This window comes from Alcaligenes pakistanensis, from assembly GCF_014652815.1.
Lineage (GTDB): Bacteria > Pseudomonadota > Gammaproteobacteria > Burkholderiales > Burkholderiaceae_B > Alcaligenes > Alcaligenes pakistanensis.
Genome location: NZ_BMZN01000003.1, coordinates 618,519 through 634,849, shown reverse-complemented (window position 1 = coordinate 634,849; position 16,331 = coordinate 618,519). Strand labels below are relative to the sequence as shown.

15 protein-coding genes are annotated in these 16,331 nt (G+C 55.9%); 12 read left to right on the top strand and 3 right to left on the bottom strand.

Going from position 1 to position 16,331, the window contains the following annotated elements; all coding sequences use genetic code 11:
- The 3 genes from IE156_RS12135 to IE156_RS12125 all read left to right on the top strand — a co-directional run bounded on the left by IE156_RS12135 (position 1) and on the right by IE156_RS12125 (position 2,996).
- A complete protein-coding gene (locus IE156_RS12135; RefSeq protein ID WP_189392782.1) occupies positions 1 to 1,818 on the top strand; it encodes a flavin-containing monooxygenase in 1,818 nt (605 codons plus the stop codon).
- Positions 1,819 to 2,401: 583 nt separating this feature from the next.
- A complete protein-coding gene (locus IE156_RS12130) occupies positions 2,402 to 2,746 on the top strand; it encodes a BON domain-containing protein (RefSeq protein ID WP_189392781.1) in 345 nt (114 codons plus the stop codon).
- A 52-nt stretch (positions 2,747 to 2,798) separates the two neighbouring features.
- A complete protein-coding gene (locus IE156_RS12125; RefSeq protein ID WP_189392780.1) occupies positions 2,799 to 2,996 on the top strand; it encodes a CsbD family protein in 198 nt (65 codons plus the stop codon).
- Between the two features lie 118 nt (positions 2,997 to 3,114).
- Here the strand turns inward: IE156_RS12125 and IE156_RS12120 are convergent, their stop codons facing one another.
- Positions 3,115 to 4,020, bottom strand: a complete 906-nt coding sequence (locus tag IE156_RS12120; RefSeq protein WP_189392779.1) for a LysR family transcriptional regulator — start codon at positions 4,018 to 4,020, stop codon at positions 3,115 to 3,117.
- 107 nt (positions 4,021 to 4,127) lie between these two features.
- On the opposite strand from IE156_RS12120, the gene IE156_RS12115 reads away from it, so the two are divergent.
- From IE156_RS12115 to fabG, 5 genes are all read left to right on the top strand, one after another.
- Positions 4,128 to 5,006: a pirin family protein gene (locus IE156_RS12115; protein ID WP_189392778.1), complete on the top strand. Its 879-nt coding sequence runs from the start codon at positions 4,128 to 4,130 to the stop codon at positions 5,004 to 5,006.
- Positions 5,007 to 5,063: 57 nt separating this feature from the next.
- Complete coding sequence (locus IE156_RS12110; RefSeq protein ID WP_189392777.1) at positions 5,064 to 5,750, top strand: hydrolase; 687 nt, start codon at positions 5,064 to 5,066, stop codon at positions 5,748 to 5,750.
- Between the two features lie 75 nt (positions 5,751 to 5,825).
- Entirely contained in the window at positions 5,826 to 6,452 is a 627-nt protein-coding gene (ycaC, locus tag IE156_RS12105) for an isochorismate family cysteine hydrolase YcaC (RefSeq protein ID WP_189392776.1), read from the top strand.
- 93 nt (positions 6,453 to 6,545) lie between these two features.
- On the top strand, positions 6,546 to 7,487 hold the full coding sequence (locus IE156_RS12100; RefSeq protein ID WP_189392775.1) for a pirin family protein: 942 nt from the start codon (positions 6,546 to 6,548) through the stop codon (positions 7,485 to 7,487).
- 331 nt (positions 7,488 to 7,818) lie between these two features.
- Complete coding sequence (gene fabG / locus IE156_RS12095) at positions 7,819 to 8,559, top strand: 3-oxoacyl-ACP reductase FabG (protein WP_189392774.1); 741 nt, start codon at positions 7,819 to 7,821, stop codon at positions 8,557 to 8,559.
- 191 nt (positions 8,560 to 8,750) lie between these two features.
- On the opposite strand, the gene proP is transcribed toward fabG, so the two are convergent.
- Entirely contained in the window at positions 8,751 to 10,283 is a 1,533-nt protein-coding gene (gene proP, locus IE156_RS12090; RefSeq protein ID WP_189392773.1) for a glycine betaine/L-proline transporter ProP, read from the bottom strand.
- A 254-nt stretch (positions 10,284 to 10,537) separates the two neighbouring features.
- The gene (locus tag IE156_RS12085; protein WP_189392772.1) at positions 10,538 to 11,482 is read right to left on the bottom strand and encodes a LysR family transcriptional regulator; all 945 of its coding nucleotides are present in this window, start codon (positions 11,480 to 11,482) and stop codon (positions 10,538 to 10,540) included.
- Positions 11,483 to 11,588: 106 nt separating this feature from the next.
- On the opposite strand from IE156_RS12085, the gene IE156_RS12080 reads away from it, so the two are divergent.
- From IE156_RS12080 to IE156_RS12065, 4 genes are all read left to right on the top strand, one after another.
- Positions 11,589 to 13,073, top strand: a complete 1,485-nt coding sequence (locus tag IE156_RS12080; protein WP_189392771.1) for an N-acyl-D-amino-acid deacylase family protein — start codon at positions 11,589 to 11,591, stop codon at positions 13,071 to 13,073.
- Positions 13,074 to 13,195: 122 nt separating this feature from the next.
- Positions 13,196 to 14,608 carry a gluconate:proton symporter gene (locus IE156_RS12075; RefSeq protein WP_189392770.1) on the top strand — a complete coding sequence of 471 codons (1,413 nt, stop codon included), beginning with the start codon at positions 13,196 to 13,198 and terminating at the stop codon, positions 14,606 to 14,608.
- 19 nt (positions 14,609 to 14,627) lie between these two features.
- The gene (locus IE156_RS12070) at positions 14,628 to 15,473 is read left to right on the top strand and encodes a serine hydrolase (protein WP_189392769.1); all 846 of its coding nucleotides are present in this window, start codon (positions 14,628 to 14,630) and stop codon (positions 15,471 to 15,473) included.
- 22 nt (positions 15,474 to 15,495) lie between these two features.
- Positions 15,496 to 16,320 carry a carbon-nitrogen hydrolase family protein gene (locus IE156_RS12065; protein WP_189392768.1) on the top strand — a complete coding sequence of 275 codons (825 nt, stop codon included), beginning with the start codon at positions 15,496 to 15,498 and terminating at the stop codon, positions 16,318 to 16,320.
- The last annotated feature ends 11 nt before the right edge of the window (positions 16,321 to 16,331 follow it).

The window sequence follows — 16,331 nt, the reverse complement described above, 5'->3', positions numbered from 1 at the left end:
ATGCCAACACAGCAGCACCTGCAGCCGTCTGCACGACAGCTGGACACGGTTCTTGAACAGTTGACCCATGCTCTTGCCAGCAATGCACCAGACGATGCGGCAGCCTTGTTTGCCGACGACAGTTATTGGCGCGACTTGGTCATGTTCACCTGGAACCTGCGCACCATGGAAGGGCGCGATCAGATACGGGACATGCTGACGCAGCAAGAGCAAGCCGCCATGTCCGCCAAGTTTGAGCGTGATAGTGCAGAGCCCGTCAGTGATGATGGCCAAGGTTTGATAGAAGGCTGGTTCCGTGTGGAGACCGATGTGGCGAGGGGCTATGGCCACGTTCGTTTGAAGAACGGCAGGATCTGGACTTTTCTGACCACCATGTCCGAGCTGAAAGGCCACGAAGAACCTTTGGGCGTGCGTCGCCCCATGGGGGCTGAGCATGGTATCCGACGTGGTCGTCAGACCTGGCAGGAACGTCGTCAACAGGAGCAGGCCGAACTGGGCACGTCGGAGCAGCCCTATGTGCTGGTGATTGGTGGCGGGCAGGGCGGTATTGCATTGGGCGCACGCCTGCGGCAGTTAAATGTGCCGACTCTGATCATCGACCAGCATGCTCGCCCCGGCGATAGCTGGCGCAAACGCTACAAGTCGCTGTGCCTGCATGACCCCGTCTGGTATGACCATCTGCCTTACATGCCCTTTCCCGAGAACTGGCCGGTCTTCGCGCCCAAGGACAAGATTGGTGATTGGCTGGAAATGTACGTCAAGATTATGGAGCTGAACTATTGGAGTAGCACCGTTTGCAAGAAGGTGAGCTACGACGAATCCAGCAAAACCTGGGAAGTGCAGATTGAGCGTGATGGCAAGCCCATGACGCTAAGGCCACAGCAATTGGTCTTTGCCACGGGCATGTCCGGCAAGGCGAACGTGCCTAGCATGAAGGGGCAGGATGTTTTTAAGGGTGAGCAACAGCACTCGTCGCAGCACCCCGGCCCTGAAGCTTACGCAGGCAAAAAAGTGGTGGTGATCGGTGCCAACAACTCGGCTCACGATATCTGCGCCGCACTGTGGGAAGCGGGCGCGGATGTCACCATGGTGCAGCGTTCATCCACGCATATTGTGCGATCCGACTCCTTGATGGAGATCGGTTTGGGCGATTTGTATTCCGAACGCGCATTGGCCTCGGGAGTGAGCACGCGTAAGGCTGATCTGCTGTTTGCGTCCTTGCCCTACCGCATCATGGCCGACTTCCAGATCCCTGTTTACGACAAGATTCGTGAACGTGATGCGGATTTTTATAACAAGCTGGAAGCCGCCGGTTTCATGTTGGATTGGGGTGATGATGGCTCCGGGCTCTTTATGAAATACCTGCGCCGGGCGTCCGGCTATTACATCGACGTGGGTGCTTGCGAGTTGATTATCGATGGCAGTATCAAGCTTAAATCTCGCACCGATATTAGTCATTTGAGCGAGGACGCCGTGGTGCTGACGGACGGCACCGAATTGCCTGCTGATTTGGTGGTTTACGCCACAGGCTACGGCTCCATGAACGGTTGGGTGGCAGATCTGGCAGGCCAGGAGATGGCGGATCGCGTCGGTAAGTGCTGGGGCCTGGGCTCAGAAACCATCAAAGATCCCGGGCCGTGGGAAGGTGAGCAGCGCAATATGTGGAAGCCGACCCAGCAGCCTAACCTTTGGTTCCACGGCGGGAATTTGCATCAGTCGCGCCATTACTCCCAGTACCTGGCCTTGCAGCTTAAAGCTCGTCAGGCGGGTTTGCCGGTACAGGTGTACGGGACGCAGGAAGTGCATCATCTGCGCTGATAGTGGGTAGGTGTGCACACTAGGCGCGCGGCTGATAGCTTGGCGTCGACCTACAGCAAGCCAGGCGATCCTATCGATTGCCTAGCCTGCTTTGGGATAGCCCCGAAGTGCGCCGTCCTTAGCAAACACGCGATCAAGGCCGGGGCTTTGTTAGTAAATCAGCTTAACTTTTTACCTTATGTATCCAGCCAGGCGCGGCCGGATCGGGGTAAGGGCGCGCGCATTTTTAGCCTCTTGCATAGAGTAAAGTGGGTGGCAGCGTAGCTATTTGTTTAATCTCAGGAAGACCGGTGTTGGCGCGTGCTGCCATGGATCAAATTATGCAGCGATCATCCCCGTAAAACAGGGTAAAAAAGTGAGGCGGCAACGAGTCAATGGAGAGGGGCTGATGAAATTGCGAATCAATTATTATAAGGAAATTGCTTGTTGCATTTCGTAGTTTCCGGCCTGAGTGAGGGTGTTACGGTAGAACCATCCATTGAAAACAACGAATTTTTTGTTGATTGATTTGGACTCCTTTTAATAACAGCGATAAAGGTATTTTTAAATTAAAAATCCCTTTTTCTGATATTGGAGAAAGTCTATGAAAAAATCTGCCATTCTCTCTAGTGTATTAATGGCTACGGCCTTGAGCTTTGGTCTGCAAGGCGGCGCTATGGCCAACGAGCCCGCCGTTAATCAGGATCAATCGGCAACGACAGGTGAAGCTGTCAGCGATACCTGGATCACTACCAAGATCAAGGCTGATCTGGCCAGCACCAAGGATTTGAAGAGCACGGATATCTCTGTTGAGACCAATAACGGCGTCGCAACATTGACCGGTACCGTCCCCAGCGAAATCGAGCAAAAGAAGGCCGTTGCCGCCACTGAAAGCGTCAAAGGCGTTGTGAAAGTTGATTCGTCTGGATTGAAAGTAAAACCAGAATAAGTTATCTGGATTCAATCCAAGTTTTGCATTCCTGCTAAATAGGAGAACAACTATGAATGAAGATACTATCAAAGGTAAATGGAAACAGCTGTCGGGTAAAATCCAGGCTAAATGGGGAAAACTGACCAATGATGATGTCGATGTTGTCGAAGGCAATACCGAGTATCTGGTTGGGAAAATACAGGAACGTTATGGCATTGCGCGTGAAGAAGCTGAAAAGCAAGTGCGTGATTTCAACGGCGGTGCTTGATGGCCCAAGCTGATTGATTCGGCATAGAAAAACGCCCTGCATATGCAGGGCGTTTTTATTTGTCCTTCAAGTGCACGCTAGTCAAAAGCGGGGCCACCAGCGCGGCACCTCCGCGGGATCAGTCCTCATCCATTGCTTGATAGCGCTCGAGCAGATAATCCAGCAGTGCCCGCACGGCAGGCATTTGGCCTCGGCGGGAGGAAAAAACGGCATGGATGATCTCGCGCCGCGGGGCCCAGTTGGGGATCAGTTTGACCAGCGAGCCCTCGGCCAGTTGATCGCACACCACCAAGGTCGGTAATTGCACTACGCCCACACCGGCCAGGGCCGCTGCGCGTAGGGCAGTCATATCTGTGGTAATCAGCCGGGGCGTGTGGTGCAGCATGGCTTGGGCCCCGTCGGGGCCGAACAAGGTCCAGGTATGGCTTTGCTGAGGCAGGCCCAAACCCAGGCTGGGGTAGTCCGCCAGATCGGCGGGGGAGCTGGGCATGCCGTGGCGTTCAATCAGCGCGGGGCTGGCTATCAGGCACTGGCTGCGGTCAGACAGAACCCGCATCACCAGGTCGCTATCTTGCAGTGGTGGGGGACGCACGCGAATGGCGATATCCAGCGCTTCGCCAATCAAATCTACGCGCCGATTGGTGGCGTCCAATTGCACGGTCACATGTGGGTAGCTGACCATGAAATCGGCCAACATATCACTGACATGTGCGTTCAGTAAGGTAATTGGGCAACTAATCCGTACGACGCCACGTGGCTCGGCACGGGTCAGCTCAATGGCAGCCTGGGCCGCTTCGGCCTCAACCAGCATGGCTTTGCAGTGCTCGTAATAGGTCTGGCCGATTTCAGTGATGGTAAAGCGCCGGGTGGAGCGCTGGATCAGCCGTACACCCAGGCGTTGCTCGAGCGCGGCCAGTCTGCGGCTTAGTGTGGATTTGGGCAGGCCCAATGCACGGCCCGCTGGGGCGAAGCCGCCATGATCCACAATCTGAACATAGAAGTACAAGTCGTTTAAATCTTGCATGGCGTTTTATCGTTCCAAAAATGGAACATAGATGGCAGATTTAGGGGGCTACTGGTGTCGTCGTCCCGAGTTTATTCTGTCTCTTATGTTGAAACAAGGAGATGGACATGAAGAAAATTCTTGGTATCTATAGCGCTCCCCGTCCTCATTGGGTGGGCGACGGCTTCCCCGTTCGCTCCCTGTTTTCGTACCACACACACGCAAAACAGCTGAGCCCCTTCCTGCTGATGGATTATGCCGGACCTGCCGAGTTCGCGCCCAGTAACCACAAGCGCGGCGTTGGCCAGCATCCACATCGGGGTTTTGAAACCGTCACCATCGTCTACAAGGGCGAAGTGTCGCATCACGACTCCACCGGCCAGGGGGGCACCATTGGCCCCGGCGATGTGCAGTGGATGACCGCTGGCTCGGGGATTTTGCACGAGGAGTACCACTCCGACGCGTTTGCCCGTTCGGGCGGCACGCTTGAGATGGTGCAACTGTGGGTCAACCTGCCTGCCAAGGACAAAGGAGCCCCTGCTGGCTACCAGGCCATTACCGATCAGCAGATCCCTGTCGTGGCTCTGCCTGATGCGGCTGGCATGGTGCGCGTCATTGCCGGTGAGAAGGACGGTGCTACTGGCCCTGCCAAGACTTTCACTCCCATGAATGTATGGGATATGCGTCTGAATCAGGGGGGTATTGCTGAGCTGGAAAGCCCAGAGGACTGGACCGCTGCTCTGGTGGTGCTGCAAGGCACGGTACTGGTCAATGGTCAGAGTGTGGCGCGTGAAGGGCAGTTGGTCGTTCTGGATCGTACCGGCAGTCAGTTCAGCGTCGAGGCCAATAACGACGCCGTGGTTTTGCTGATCAGTGGTCAACCCATTGATGAGCCCATCGTGGGACACGGTCCATTTGTCATGAATAGCAAGCAAGAGATTTTGCAGGCTATGGATGACTTCAGTAGTGGCCGATTTGGTGCGATGACGCCTGCATCGGCATCGTAAAGCAAGCCTGCGAGGGCTGCACGGCAGCCCTCGTCTTTCACCCCCAGGAGAAACAGCATGTCTATTCCCAACAATGTGGCCAACTTCAACGGCGCTGCCCCGGTCATTGATCCTGATGACGCCGTCATGTTGCTGATTGATCACCAAAGTGGCCTGTTTCAGACCGTCAAAGATATGCCCATGACCACCCTGCGTGATCATGCAGCGGCCTTGGCCAAAATCGCTACGTTGAGCAAGCTGCCTGTGATCACCACGGCGTCGGTTCCGCAAGGCCCCAATGGCCCCTTGATTCCCGAGATTCACCAGAATGCTCCCCACGCCCAGTACGTGGCCCGCAAAGGCGAAATCAATGCCTGGGATAACGAAGATTTTGTGGCAGCTGTCAAAGCCACAGGCCGCAAGACACTGATTATTGCGGGCACGATCACCAGCGTCTGCATGGCTTTCCCGGCGATAAGCGCAGTCTATGAAGGCTATAAAGTCTTTGTGGTGATTGATGCCTCGGGCACCTATTCCAAGATGGCCCAGGAAATCACCATGGCTCGTATGGTTCAGGCCGGCATTGTGCCTATCGACGTGGGTGCGGTGGCCTCCGAGCTGCAAAAAACCTGGAACCGTGCAGACGCCCAGGAGTGGGCACAGGTCTACACCAAGATCTTCCCGTCTTATCAACTGCTGATCGAGAGCTACATGAAAGCGCAAGACGTGCTCAAGAACCAGGAACAGTTGGATTCGCAGCGCTAATACCCTCAGCGCTGTTGCCGTACCGGGTGCGTGACCCGCACCCATCCCTTTCCATCACTTTTGAGGAAAATTGAGATGACTACGCCTTACAAACGACTGGATAAAGACCAAGCTGCTGTACTCCTGGTCGACCACCAAACCGGCTTGCTGTCTTTAGTGCGTGATATTGACCCCGACAAGTTTAAGAATAATGTGCTGGCACTGGCTGACCTGGCCAAGTACTTCAACTTGCCCACGATTTTGACCACCAGCTTTGAAGAAGGCCCCAACGGTCCTTTGGTTCCCGAGCTGAAAGAAACCTTCCCGGATGCACCTTACATTGCCCGTCCCGGCCAGATCAACGCGTGGGATAACGAAGACTTCGTCAAAGCCATCAAAGCAACAGGCAAGAAGCAGCTGATTATTGCTGGCGTGGTGACCGAAGTGTGCGTGGCGTTCCCTGCCTTGTCGGCCATTGAAGAAGGTTTTGATGTGTTTGTGGTCACGGATGCGTCGGGCACATTCAACGAGTTCACCCGTCATTCGGCGTGGGATCGTATGTCTGCCGCTGGTGCGCAATTGATGACCTGGTTTGGCGTGGCGTGTGAACTGCACCGCGACTGGCGTAACGACGTGGAGGGTTTGGGTGCTTTGTTCTCCAACCACATCCCCGACTATCGCAACCTGATCAACAGCCACACCAAGTTCACTTCCGGTAAGTAAGCGTCTGGGTGCAGCGCTGGTCACTTCGGTGACCAGCGTTTTTTGCTGGCTCTTTACCCAGCCCCCGCACAAGCATTTTTTGGAGTTTGACCCATGAGTACACTCAGTTCCGAAGTCTCCGTATCCTTTGATTGTCCTGAAGGCCCCAATGGTGACAAGCAGATCCAGCGCGTGGCGTCGCGCAGTGCACAAGTGGGCGGAGGTATTACCGTTAGCCGTATCTTGCCGTCCTCGCAGCGACGTTTGGTGGGGGCCTGGTGTTTCCTGGATCATGCCGGGCCAGCGGTGTTCAGCTCCGGCTCGGGCCTGCGTGTCGGGCCGCACCCGCATATTGGGCTGCAGACCTTTACCTGGATGATTCAGGGTGAAGTGTTGCACCGCGACAGCCTGGGCCATGTACAGGTGGTCAAACCCGGCCAGGTCAATTTGATGACGGCAGGGTACGGCATCAGCCATACCGAAGAATCCTTGCCCGGCGAGGATAAATTGCATGCGGTTCAGCTCTGGATTGCCTTGCCTGCCAAGGACGCCGCCTGTGAACCCGCTTTTGACCATCACCCGGACTTGCCGCATTGGCGCGAAGGGGAGTGTGATTTCACCTTGTTGGCGGGTAGTTATGGCAGCCGAAAAGCGCCCAGCAAGCTGTATTCGCCTTTGGTGGGTATGGATTTGAATAGTGTGAAGACCGGTGACATCACCTTGAATCTGAATCCGGAATTTGAGTATGGGTTTTTAGTGGTTCAAGGCACGGTGGGTATTCAAGCCGAGCAGTTTCAAACGAATGAACTGGCCTATGTTGGGCGGGGTCTGAACCAACTAACGCTGAGTTTGAGTGCAGGCTGCCGGATCATTGTCCTGGGTGGCGAGCCTTATACCGATGATCTGGTGCTGTGGTGGAACTTTGTTGGTGAAAATCAGGATGTTATCGGTCAGGCACAGCGCGATTGGCGTGCCGCCCATGCTCGCTTTGGCGTGGTGCAGGGTTATGACGGTGATCCTTTGCTGGCGCCCGATTTGCCGTGGGAAACCAACTGATTGTTGAAGGTTTCCCGGTCGTGCCAGGTCTTTGGTCAGTGCAAGCCTTCGCCTCTGCGATGGCTTGCGTCTTGGCTCAATAGGTAGAGAACTTAGCGTTAGCGGCCTACCAGTCTGCATCCCTTTGAACTTGCTGCTATCTGCCCGAATGGCCCCTTTTGGGGCCATTCTGCTTGGATGAAATTTGCTCAGCTTGACTGGCGGTCTACGGATGATCGGAGTACAAAACAGTGTGCTGGTGTGAACGAGTGTGCAGGAAATAGCCTGCTGGGGTGTTGTACAAACCTGTGTTTGCACGACAGCGTTGAGCGATTTTTTAAAGGTAGCTGGAATGCGATTGAAAGATAAAGTGGCGGTTGTTACCGGGTCGGCAGCGGGTATTGGTTTAGCAACGGCCAGGAAGTTTGCCCAGGAAGGGGCGATTGTGGTGTTGTGTGATCGTAATGCGGATGCCGTCAATCAAGCAGCGCAATCCTTAAGCAGCAATGGCGTTACCGCTGTGGGCTACACCGTGGATGTGACAGACCGTGCGCAGATTGATGCAATGGTGGCCGATGTGAAGCAAAAGTTCGGCCGCATTGATGTATTGGTGAACAATGCTGGGATCACCAAAGATGCCAAGCTGGTGCGCATGACCGAGCAGCAGTTTGATGACGTCATTGATGTAAACCTGAAGGCTGTCTTTAGCTTCACCCAGGCGGTTGCCGCGGTGATGCTGGAGCAGGAAAGCGGTTCTATTCTGAACGCCTCCAGCGTGGTGGGCCTGTACGGTAATTATGGTCAAACGAATTACGCAGCCAGCAAGTTTGGGGTGATCGGTTTTACCAAAACCTGGGCCAGGGAATTGGGCCCCAAAGGGATTCGCGTCAATGCTGTTTGTCCTGGTTTTATCGAGACCGATATTCTGAAAACCATCCCTGAAAAAGTACTGCAAGGCTTTCGCGATCATTGCTGGTTGCGACGCATGGGCAAGCCGGAAGAAATCGCCAATGTGTACGCCTTTTTGGCCTCGGATGAAGCCAGTTTCATCAATGGCACAACCCTGGAAGTATCGGGTGGTTTAACGGTTTAATTTCGAGTCGCAAAAAGCGGTGTGACAGCTTCGTTCCTGAGTGAAATGTCAACGCAAGAAAAGCCTGAATCCGAGTCAAACCGGATTCAGGCTTTTTTCTGCATCGGCGCTTCAGGAATTGCGGATTTGAGAGATGTTCTTCAAACCAGCGGTCCTGTTGCGTCCGTTCTCTTTATAGAGAGGAGTGTGTCTTAGTCCAGCTCGGGATGGCGGTCCACCAAACGCTGACGTTTTTGCTTGAGCGCTTCCAAGTCTTCCTCGGCCTTGGCGATTGCTTCTTCCACATCCTGCACGCTTTGTTCGATGTGGTCATAGGCTTGCTGCAGCAGCTCCTTGGCTTCCTTGCGGTTGGAGGCGGTAGGCGTATCACCCCGCAAGGGGCGGTTGGCCGTTTCAGGCAGGAACAAGGCGGTAATCAGACCAATCACACTGGCAAACATCAGGTAGTACGCGGGCACCATCAGATTATCGGTGCGTTCCACCAACCAGGCCGCAACGGTAGGAGTTAAGCCCGCCACAATAATGGCGATATTGAACGAGGCGGCCAGGGCGCTATAACGCAGTCGGGTAGGGAACAAGGCTGGCAGGGTAGAGGCCATCACCCCGGTCAGGCAGTTCAGCAAGACGGCCAGGATCAGCAGGCCCAGGAAAATCTGCACATTGCTGTCGCTGCCAATAAAGTGAAAAGCAGGGATAGCAAAGAGGAACAGACCCAGGCTACCCGCCAGCAGAAAGGGTTTACGGCCAATCTTGTCGCTGACAAACCCCACGACGGGCTGCACAAACAGCATCCCTATCATTACCACCACAATAATGAAAACCCCGTGCTCTTCGGCGTAGCCCAAGCTGCTGGACAGATAGGTGGGCATATAGGTCAGCAACATGTAGTAAGTGATGTTGGTGACCAAGACCATACCAATACAAATCAGCAGGGCTTTGCGGTACTTGGAGAAGATCTCGCGAAAGGAGACGGTGGGGCGCTCTTGCAGGGCCGCGCGGTCCTCTTGCTCCATTTTTTCCAGCTGCTCGATAAAGGCAGGCGTCTCTTCTGCCGCATGGCGTAAGTACAGACCCAAGACGCCCAGTGGCCCGGCAATCAGAAAGGGAATGCGCCAGCCCCACTCCAGGAAGTTTGCCTCTGTTAGGGAGGTCTGCAGCAGGACTACCAGACCAGCACCTAATACAAAGCCTGCAATGGAGCCAAAATCCAGCCAACTGCCCAGGAAACCACGCTGCCGGTCCGGGGCATATTCAGCCACGAAAACGGCTGCGCCGGTGTATTCACCCCCCACGGAAAAACCTTGGGCCAGTTTGCACAGCAGCAACAAGATGGGTGCCCAGAGGCCGATAGACAGATAGGAAGGAATCAGACCAATTAAAAAGGTGCTGATGGCCATGATGATGATGGTGATGGACAGCACTTTCTGGCGACCGAATTTGTCGCCCATCAAACCAAAGAACACCCCGCCTAAAGGCCGCACCAAAAAGGGCACCGAGAAAGTACCCAAAGCGGCAATGGTTTGTACGGCGGGTGAAGCATCGGGGAAAAACACTTTACCCAGGGTGGCAGCCACAAAGCCGTAGACGCCAAAGTCAAACCACTCCATGGCGTTGCCCAGGGCAGCGGCCGTAACGGCTTTTTTGAGTTTGCTGTTGTCTACGACGGTGATGTCGTCAATGTGTAGCGGCTTGGCGTTGCTGGATGCCGCGGGGGACTGCGTCATAAGGCTTCTCCGGGTGAGCAGGACGATGGCCTACAGGTTCGCCTTATGTGCAATCGATACCAGGGAAGGAGCGCTGGCATGACGACATTCTGATCAGGCGAGGCTTGGAGGCGATTCTACGTCCTGCTTTGCTGTTCGTCTATCGAATGGAAAGGGTCGAGCAGACAAGGCCAAGTCGCGAAAAGATCCGGGTGCGACTTGCTGTGCTTATTGTTACTTAGCCTAAGGCCGCCTCACACGATATTTGCACATGCTTACAGAGCGCGGCAGCCTGGCGGCAAAGCCGCTTTTTTCACGTAGGTCCGTAGCTCTTCCACCAGAGCGGCTGCGGCGGGCGTCAAATCGTGTTCTTGATGGAACATCAGGCACAAGGTACGTACCAGGGTGGGGGCCTGCAAAAGTGAAAACGTCAGGCCGGGCATCAAGACGCGCTGCGCGGCCAGGGCAGGGAGCAAGGCAATTGCCAGACCGCTTTGCACCAATGCGGCCTGCGAGGTCGTACTGGACGCTTCGTAAAACGGGGCCGAGGCTTCGATAGGCAGGTCCGGGCGCGATTGCAGCACCGCCATGATCCCGGTTTCGTCCACCACCCCGACCAGTTTGCGATCGTTGAGGGCGGACCAGCTGACCGTGTTATTGGCATCCGGTTTGATCAGCTTGTCGTCGCTGCGATAGAGCACACCAAACTGATCTTCCAGCAGCGGCTGAGTGTCCAGCCCTTGGACATCTGCCCAGGGACTGGTCAGACCAAAGTCAATTTCCCCCGCCACGATCTGACGTTGAATGCGCCCCGAGTTGTCATCACGCAGGTAGAGACGCACCGCAGGGTGACGCTGCGAAAAGTTCGCCGCGGCTGGTGCGATCAGATCCGTAATGGCGGAAGGGGCCGCCGCCACACTGACCCGGCCACTTTTTAATTCCCCATAGCGCATGACATCGCTGATGGCGCCATCAAAGTCCGCCAGCAGTCGGGTGATGCGTGGCAGGAACTCCAGGCCAATAGGCGTCAGGGATACGCGTCGGCTGGTGCGATTGAACAAAGTGGTATTTAAGGCCACTTCCAATTGCTGAATCAGACCCGTGACCGAGGATTGTGTTTGAAAAAGGCGACGCGCGGCATGAGTGAAACTGGCCTCTTGGGCCACCGCGACAAACGCGTTCAGGTGCTTGAGCGTGATGTGCTTGGGAAGTCTGTCCATATCAATTTGTGATTAATCAATTAACTTAAACAATTTTTCATATTAATAATACCTTTGGATAATGCGGTCAACTCCCCTTTTTGTGGGAGGGTTAGTGGAGACGTATATGCAGACAGACGACCGCAGCTTGGACGTCAAGATCAGCAATGGCTGGATTATTGATGGCTTGGCCACGCCGCGCTGGCGTGGTGATGTGGGTATTCGAGACGGGCGTATTGTTGCCGTGGGCGATTTGAGCGCCTGGCACGCCGATCAATTGCTGGACGCCAGCGGCCATGTTGTGGCCCCTGGGTTTATTGATACCCATGGCCATGATGATCTGATGTTCATCGAGCGGCCTGTTTTGGACTGGAAAACCAGCCAGGGCATTACGACAGTTGTGGTTGGTAATTGTGGCGTCAGTGCGTTTCCGACTCCTTTACCCGGTAATTCTGCCGCCGCCTTGGCCTTGCTGGGCGATTCGCCCTTGTTTGAGGACATGGCGCAGTACGTGCAAGCCGTGCGTAATCTGAAGCCCATGATTAATGTGGCCGCTTTGGTGGGACATGCCAATTTACGCATGGCCGTGATGCAGGACCCGCTGGCCCAGCCCACCGAGGCTGAACAAACCGCGATGGAATCCTTATTGGCCCAGGCACTGCAAGACGGTGCGGTGGGTTTTAGTACCGGTCTGGCGTATGAGCCCGGTTGCATGGCTGACCAGGCCGAGCTGGAAGGTCTGGCGCGTGTTGCCGCCACTAAAGGCTCTTTGCATACCAGCCATATTCGCAATGAAGGCGATACGGTTCAGGAATCGGTAGAAGAAGTGCTGGCCGTAGCTCGTCAGACGCAGTGCGCCACGCTGGTGTCGCACCACAAGTGCATGATGCCGGCCAACTGGGGCCGCAGTGCCCACACTTTGGCCAACATTGATCAGGCCCGCGCCGATGGCGTGCAGGCCACCCTGGATATTTATCCCTATTCGGGCAGCTCCACGATCTTGATCCCCGAGCGTGCCCACACCATCGATCAGATTCGGATTACCTGGTCCGAGCCTCACCCGGAATGCAATGGCCAGTATCTGGCCGACATTGCCGAGCAGTGGGGTTGCGATCGGGAAACGGCCGCTCGCCGCTTGCTGCCGGCGGGCGCTATTTACTTTGCGATGGACGAGAAAGAAGTCCAACGCATTTTCAGCCACCCATGTTGCATGGTGGGCTCGGACGGATTGCCCGCGGATGCGCACCCCCACCCCCGTTTGTGGGGCAGCTTCACGCGCATTTTAGGGCGGTACGTACGCGAGGATGGCCTGATGTCACTGGAGCAGGCGGTCGCCAAAATGACTGCCATGCCTGCTTCGGTCTTTGGGTTGGAGAATCGCGGCGTGTTGCAGGTCGGCGCCTGGGCGGATCTGGTGGTGTTTAATCCCGAAACGGTGCAAGATTGCGCCACCTGGGAGCAGCCCACCTTACCGTCTCAAGGTGTGCAGACCGTGTTTGTCAATGGCGTGCAGGTTCATCCTGTCGCCCCGGAAAAGCGGCCCGGACAGGTGCTTAACCGCGCCTTTGCCGCTCAGGCACAAAGCCTGGATGCGCCGATTATTCCGCTGTAAGCGGCGCGTCGGACAAAAAAACAGTCGCTGTGGCCTGGGGTGCTTAACCAGGGCAGGGTGATTGCATCACATGCAGGTCAGTCTTTTGAAAGCTGGCCAGGAAGGATCGTTAAGGAGACGACATGAGTGTCATTCAGCAACAAATGCCAACGGGCAAGCGCAATGCTGCCATGGTGGTGTTTTTAATAGGCATGGCGATTGCCTTGTACACCCACTTTTACATGCCGGGTGAAAGCTCCCTGTGGGGCTTGACGCCGGTAGTGGTGTTTGCGCTTATCGCTTTGCTGGGTGTGGATATTGTTCTGGCCACGATTGGTGCCATTGTGTTGGGCGCCATCATGACCAGTACCACCCCTATTGCCATGGGCAAACTGCTGGCAGAGTCCTTGGGCTCGTTTATTGCCGTGGTGGGTTTGATTATTGTGCTGGGCGCCGGTGTGGGTGAAGTCGCTGCTCGTACGGGGGCCGCTGAGCAATTGGTGCGCGCCATCGTCAAGCGTATTGGCCTGTCCAATCCGCTGCGCGTGCGTCTGGGCATCATGGTGGCTTCCACCTTGATCTGTGGCGCTCTGGGTACGCTGGCGGGCGGTAACGCCATTATTGCGGCGGTGGTTATTCCTATTGCCGCGGCCGTGCGTCTGTCCCCCCCTGCAGTTGCCGCCTTGTTCCAAAGTGCCGGTTCCGCAGGTCTGGTGCTGGGCCCCTTTACCCCTAACGTGGTGACGGTAACGGGTCTGACAGGCTTGAGCTACACCGATTATCTGCTGGTTGCCGGTCTGCCTATGGCTGTGGCCACCTTGCTGACGGGCTGGTTCATGTCCGGTCGCATCCAGAAGATGACCAAGGACCATTTCCAGTACGAAGAAGCCTCGCAAGGTGCGGCGGCTTTTGACGTGAATGCCAAGGCTTCGCCCAAGGCTGTACGCGCTGCTTGGGCTTTCTGCATCACCATCGTGGGTCTGGCTGCTATTGGTATTGCGTCCAAAGCCGGTTTTGCCTACGCCATTATCGTGATGGTGTCCTTGGGTGCGACGACGGGTCTGGCCGGTGGTCTGAACCCACGTGAAATTTTGCAAGCCATGTATGCCGGTGCGGGCAAGCTGATCTGGATTTTCTTCCTGTTCTGGTTGTTCAACCCCGTGCTGGTCTTGGTTGACCAACTGAACGCGTATCACGCCTTGCTGGATACGGTGCAGCCTTACCTGATCGGTATCAGTGGTGCGGTGCTGTGCATGTTGATTGTGGCCTTTAACGTGGTCGGTCACATTCCTGGTGCTGCCGTGGCGCAGATGACGTTTACCGCCAAGATTTTTGGTCCTGTGCTGGCTGCTGCCGGTGTGGGTCCTGCCGCGACAGCTGCTGTCATTTTGGGCAGCTCGCAAATTGACTGGTTTGGTCCATTCCCTTCTTCGGATATGTTTGGCCAGATGGGCCTGGCACGTTCCACTCAGCTGAAGTACATGTTGTATAACGGCTGGGCGGTGATGGCCATCAACTTACTGATGTTCGCCGGCCTGTTCTGGATTTTGGTCTGAGTATAAAAAGGGAGTTTGTATGTTTACCTTAGGAAGCGAGTTATTGGATGCGCCGCTGGTTCGCGAGCGCTTGCAAGAACGTCTTGAGCCTTTGCTGAATCAGGAGTCCGCCCGTATTTCCATGGCGGTCTACGCGACCGACGGTACCTCCTTGTTTGACTGGCATGCGCAGCGCGTCATGCCATCAGCCAGCCTGATCAAAACACCCATGCTCCTGTGTTTGCTGGAGCAAGTGGCCCAGGGCAAGCTGTCGCTGGATACGGTCTACCCTCTGCCCGAGGGTGACCGGACACCGGGTACCGGCATTTTGAGCCAGCTGCCCGGTGTGCCCAGCCTGAGCCTGCGCGAGCTGGCTTTGCTGATGATTATCCTGAGCGATAACGTCGCCACCAATGCCCTGATTGATTTGCTGGGCATGGATAACATCAACGCCTGGAGCGCCCAGGCCGGTTTGCAGCATACCGATTTACAGCGCCACATGATGGACATGAAGGCGCGTGAGGCCGGGAAAGACAACTGGACCACAGCCCAGGATGCCTGCTCGACCTTGCTGTACTTGCTGCATTCGCCCGCCTTGCCCGAGAACCTGCGTCAGCAAGGGCTGGACATGCTGGCCGATCAGCGCGAGCGCGGCCACTTTGCGGCGATTCTGCCCTCTATCGCTCAACTGGCTCACAAGACCGGCTCCTTGCCGGGCCTGCGTCACGATGCCGGGATTTTGACGATGGGCGAGCGCAGTGTGGTGCTGACGGTGATGGCTGATGGCTTTACCGATGGCCGCACCAGCACCTCCCTCTACGGTGGCCAGGGGGCGGGGGTTTTGTCCCGTCTGGCCTTGGAAACGGCCCGCGCCTTGCAGTACTAAGCGGGTCCGAAAGGATAAAAGTATGTCTACGACACGTGTTGCCCTGGTTCAACTGGATAGCGGCCGCGACCGCCAGACCAACCTGGATCAGCTAGAACATTGGGTGTTGGCCGCTGCCAAAGATGGGGCTCAAGTGATTGTGACCCCGGAATACAGCGATGTCCGTGGCGATACGGAATGGCTGCAGCAAAACGCTACGCCCATTCCGGGCCTGGTCACTGAGCATATGGCCAGCCTGGCGCGCCGCACTGGTGCCTGGATTCATCTGGGTTCCATGCACGAGCGCCGTCCCGATGACCATCGCTTGGGCAACACCAGTGTCACTTTCTCGCCCGATGGGCAAATTGTGGCGCAGTATCGCAAAGTGCACTTGTACGATGCGGTAGTCAACGGTCTGGAATATCGCGAATCCGACGATTTCTGCCATGGCGAGCATCTGCAAAATGTACAGGTCGGGGAGTTGAACCTGGGCCTGAGCATTTGCTACGACATGCGCTTTGCTGAGCTGTTCCGTACCTTGCGTGCCCGTGGCGCCAATGTGCTGGTGGTCCCGGCTGCTTTCAATGTGCATACCGGCCGCGACCACTGGGAAGTTTTGCTGCGTGCCCGTGCGATTGAAAACCAATGCTACGTGCTGGCCGCAGCGCAGATCGGTGGCCCTGGTCCTGCCATGCCTTGTCTGGGCCGCAGCATGATTATTGATCCCTGGGGAACCGTGTTGGCTTGTATGCCTGATCAGGCGGGTTATATCTGTGCCGATCTGGACCCCGCACGTGTGCAAGGCATGCGTGAATCGCTCCCGGCTTGGCAGCACCGCCGGGGCGACCTGTATCCTATTCCTTCTTGATTGTGTGCTGA

What these genes read in the sequence shown, in the direction of transcription:
- IE156_RS12135 (WP_189392782.1), top strand. Translation starts at nt 1, where the DNA reads ATGCCAACACAGCAGCACCTGCAGCCGTCTGCACGACAGCTGGACACG.
- IE156_RS12130 (WP_189392781.1), top strand. Translation starts at nt 2,402, where the DNA reads ATGAAAAAATCTGCCATTCTCTCTAGTGTATTAATGGCTACGGCCTTG.
- IE156_RS12125 (WP_189392780.1), top strand. Translation starts at nt 2,799, where the DNA reads ATGAATGAAGATACTATCAAAGGTAAATGGAAACAGCTGTCGGGTAAA.
- IE156_RS12120 (WP_189392779.1), bottom strand. Translation starts at nt 4,020, where the DNA reads ATGCAAGATTTAAACGACTTGTACTTCTATGTTCAGATTGTGGATCAT.
- IE156_RS12115 (WP_189392778.1), top strand. Translation starts at nt 4,128, where the DNA reads ATGAAGAAAATTCTTGGTATCTATAGCGCTCCCCGTCCTCATTGGGTG.
- IE156_RS12110 (WP_189392777.1), top strand. Translation starts at nt 5,064, where the DNA reads ATGTCTATTCCCAACAATGTGGCCAACTTCAACGGCGCTGCCCCGGTC.
- ycaC (WP_189392776.1), top strand. Translation starts at nt 5,826, where the DNA reads ATGACTACGCCTTACAAACGACTGGATAAAGACCAAGCTGCTGTACTC.
- IE156_RS12100 (WP_189392775.1), top strand. Translation starts at nt 6,546, where the DNA reads ATGAGTACACTCAGTTCCGAAGTCTCCGTATCCTTTGATTGTCCTGAA.
- fabG (WP_189392774.1), top strand. Translation starts at nt 7,819, where the DNA reads ATGCGATTGAAAGATAAAGTGGCGGTTGTTACCGGGTCGGCAGCGGGT.
- proP (WP_189392773.1), bottom strand. Translation starts at nt 10,283, where the DNA reads ATGACGCAGTCCCCCGCGGCATCCAGCAACGCCAAGCCGCTACACATT.
- IE156_RS12085 (WP_189392772.1), bottom strand. Translation starts at nt 11,482, where the DNA reads ATGGACAGACTTCCCAAGCACATCACGCTCAAGCACCTGAACGCGTTT.
- IE156_RS12080 (WP_189392771.1), top strand. Translation starts at nt 11,589, where the DNA reads ATGCAGACAGACGACCGCAGCTTGGACGTCAAGATCAGCAATGGCTGG.
- IE156_RS12075 (WP_189392770.1), top strand. Translation starts at nt 13,196, where the DNA reads ATGAGTGTCATTCAGCAACAAATGCCAACGGGCAAGCGCAATGCTGCC.
- IE156_RS12070 (WP_189392769.1), top strand. Translation starts at nt 14,628, where the DNA reads ATGTTTACCTTAGGAAGCGAGTTATTGGATGCGCCGCTGGTTCGCGAG.
- IE156_RS12065 (WP_189392768.1), top strand. Translation starts at nt 15,496, where the DNA reads ATGTCTACGACACGTGTTGCCCTGGTTCAACTGGATAGCGGCCGCGAC.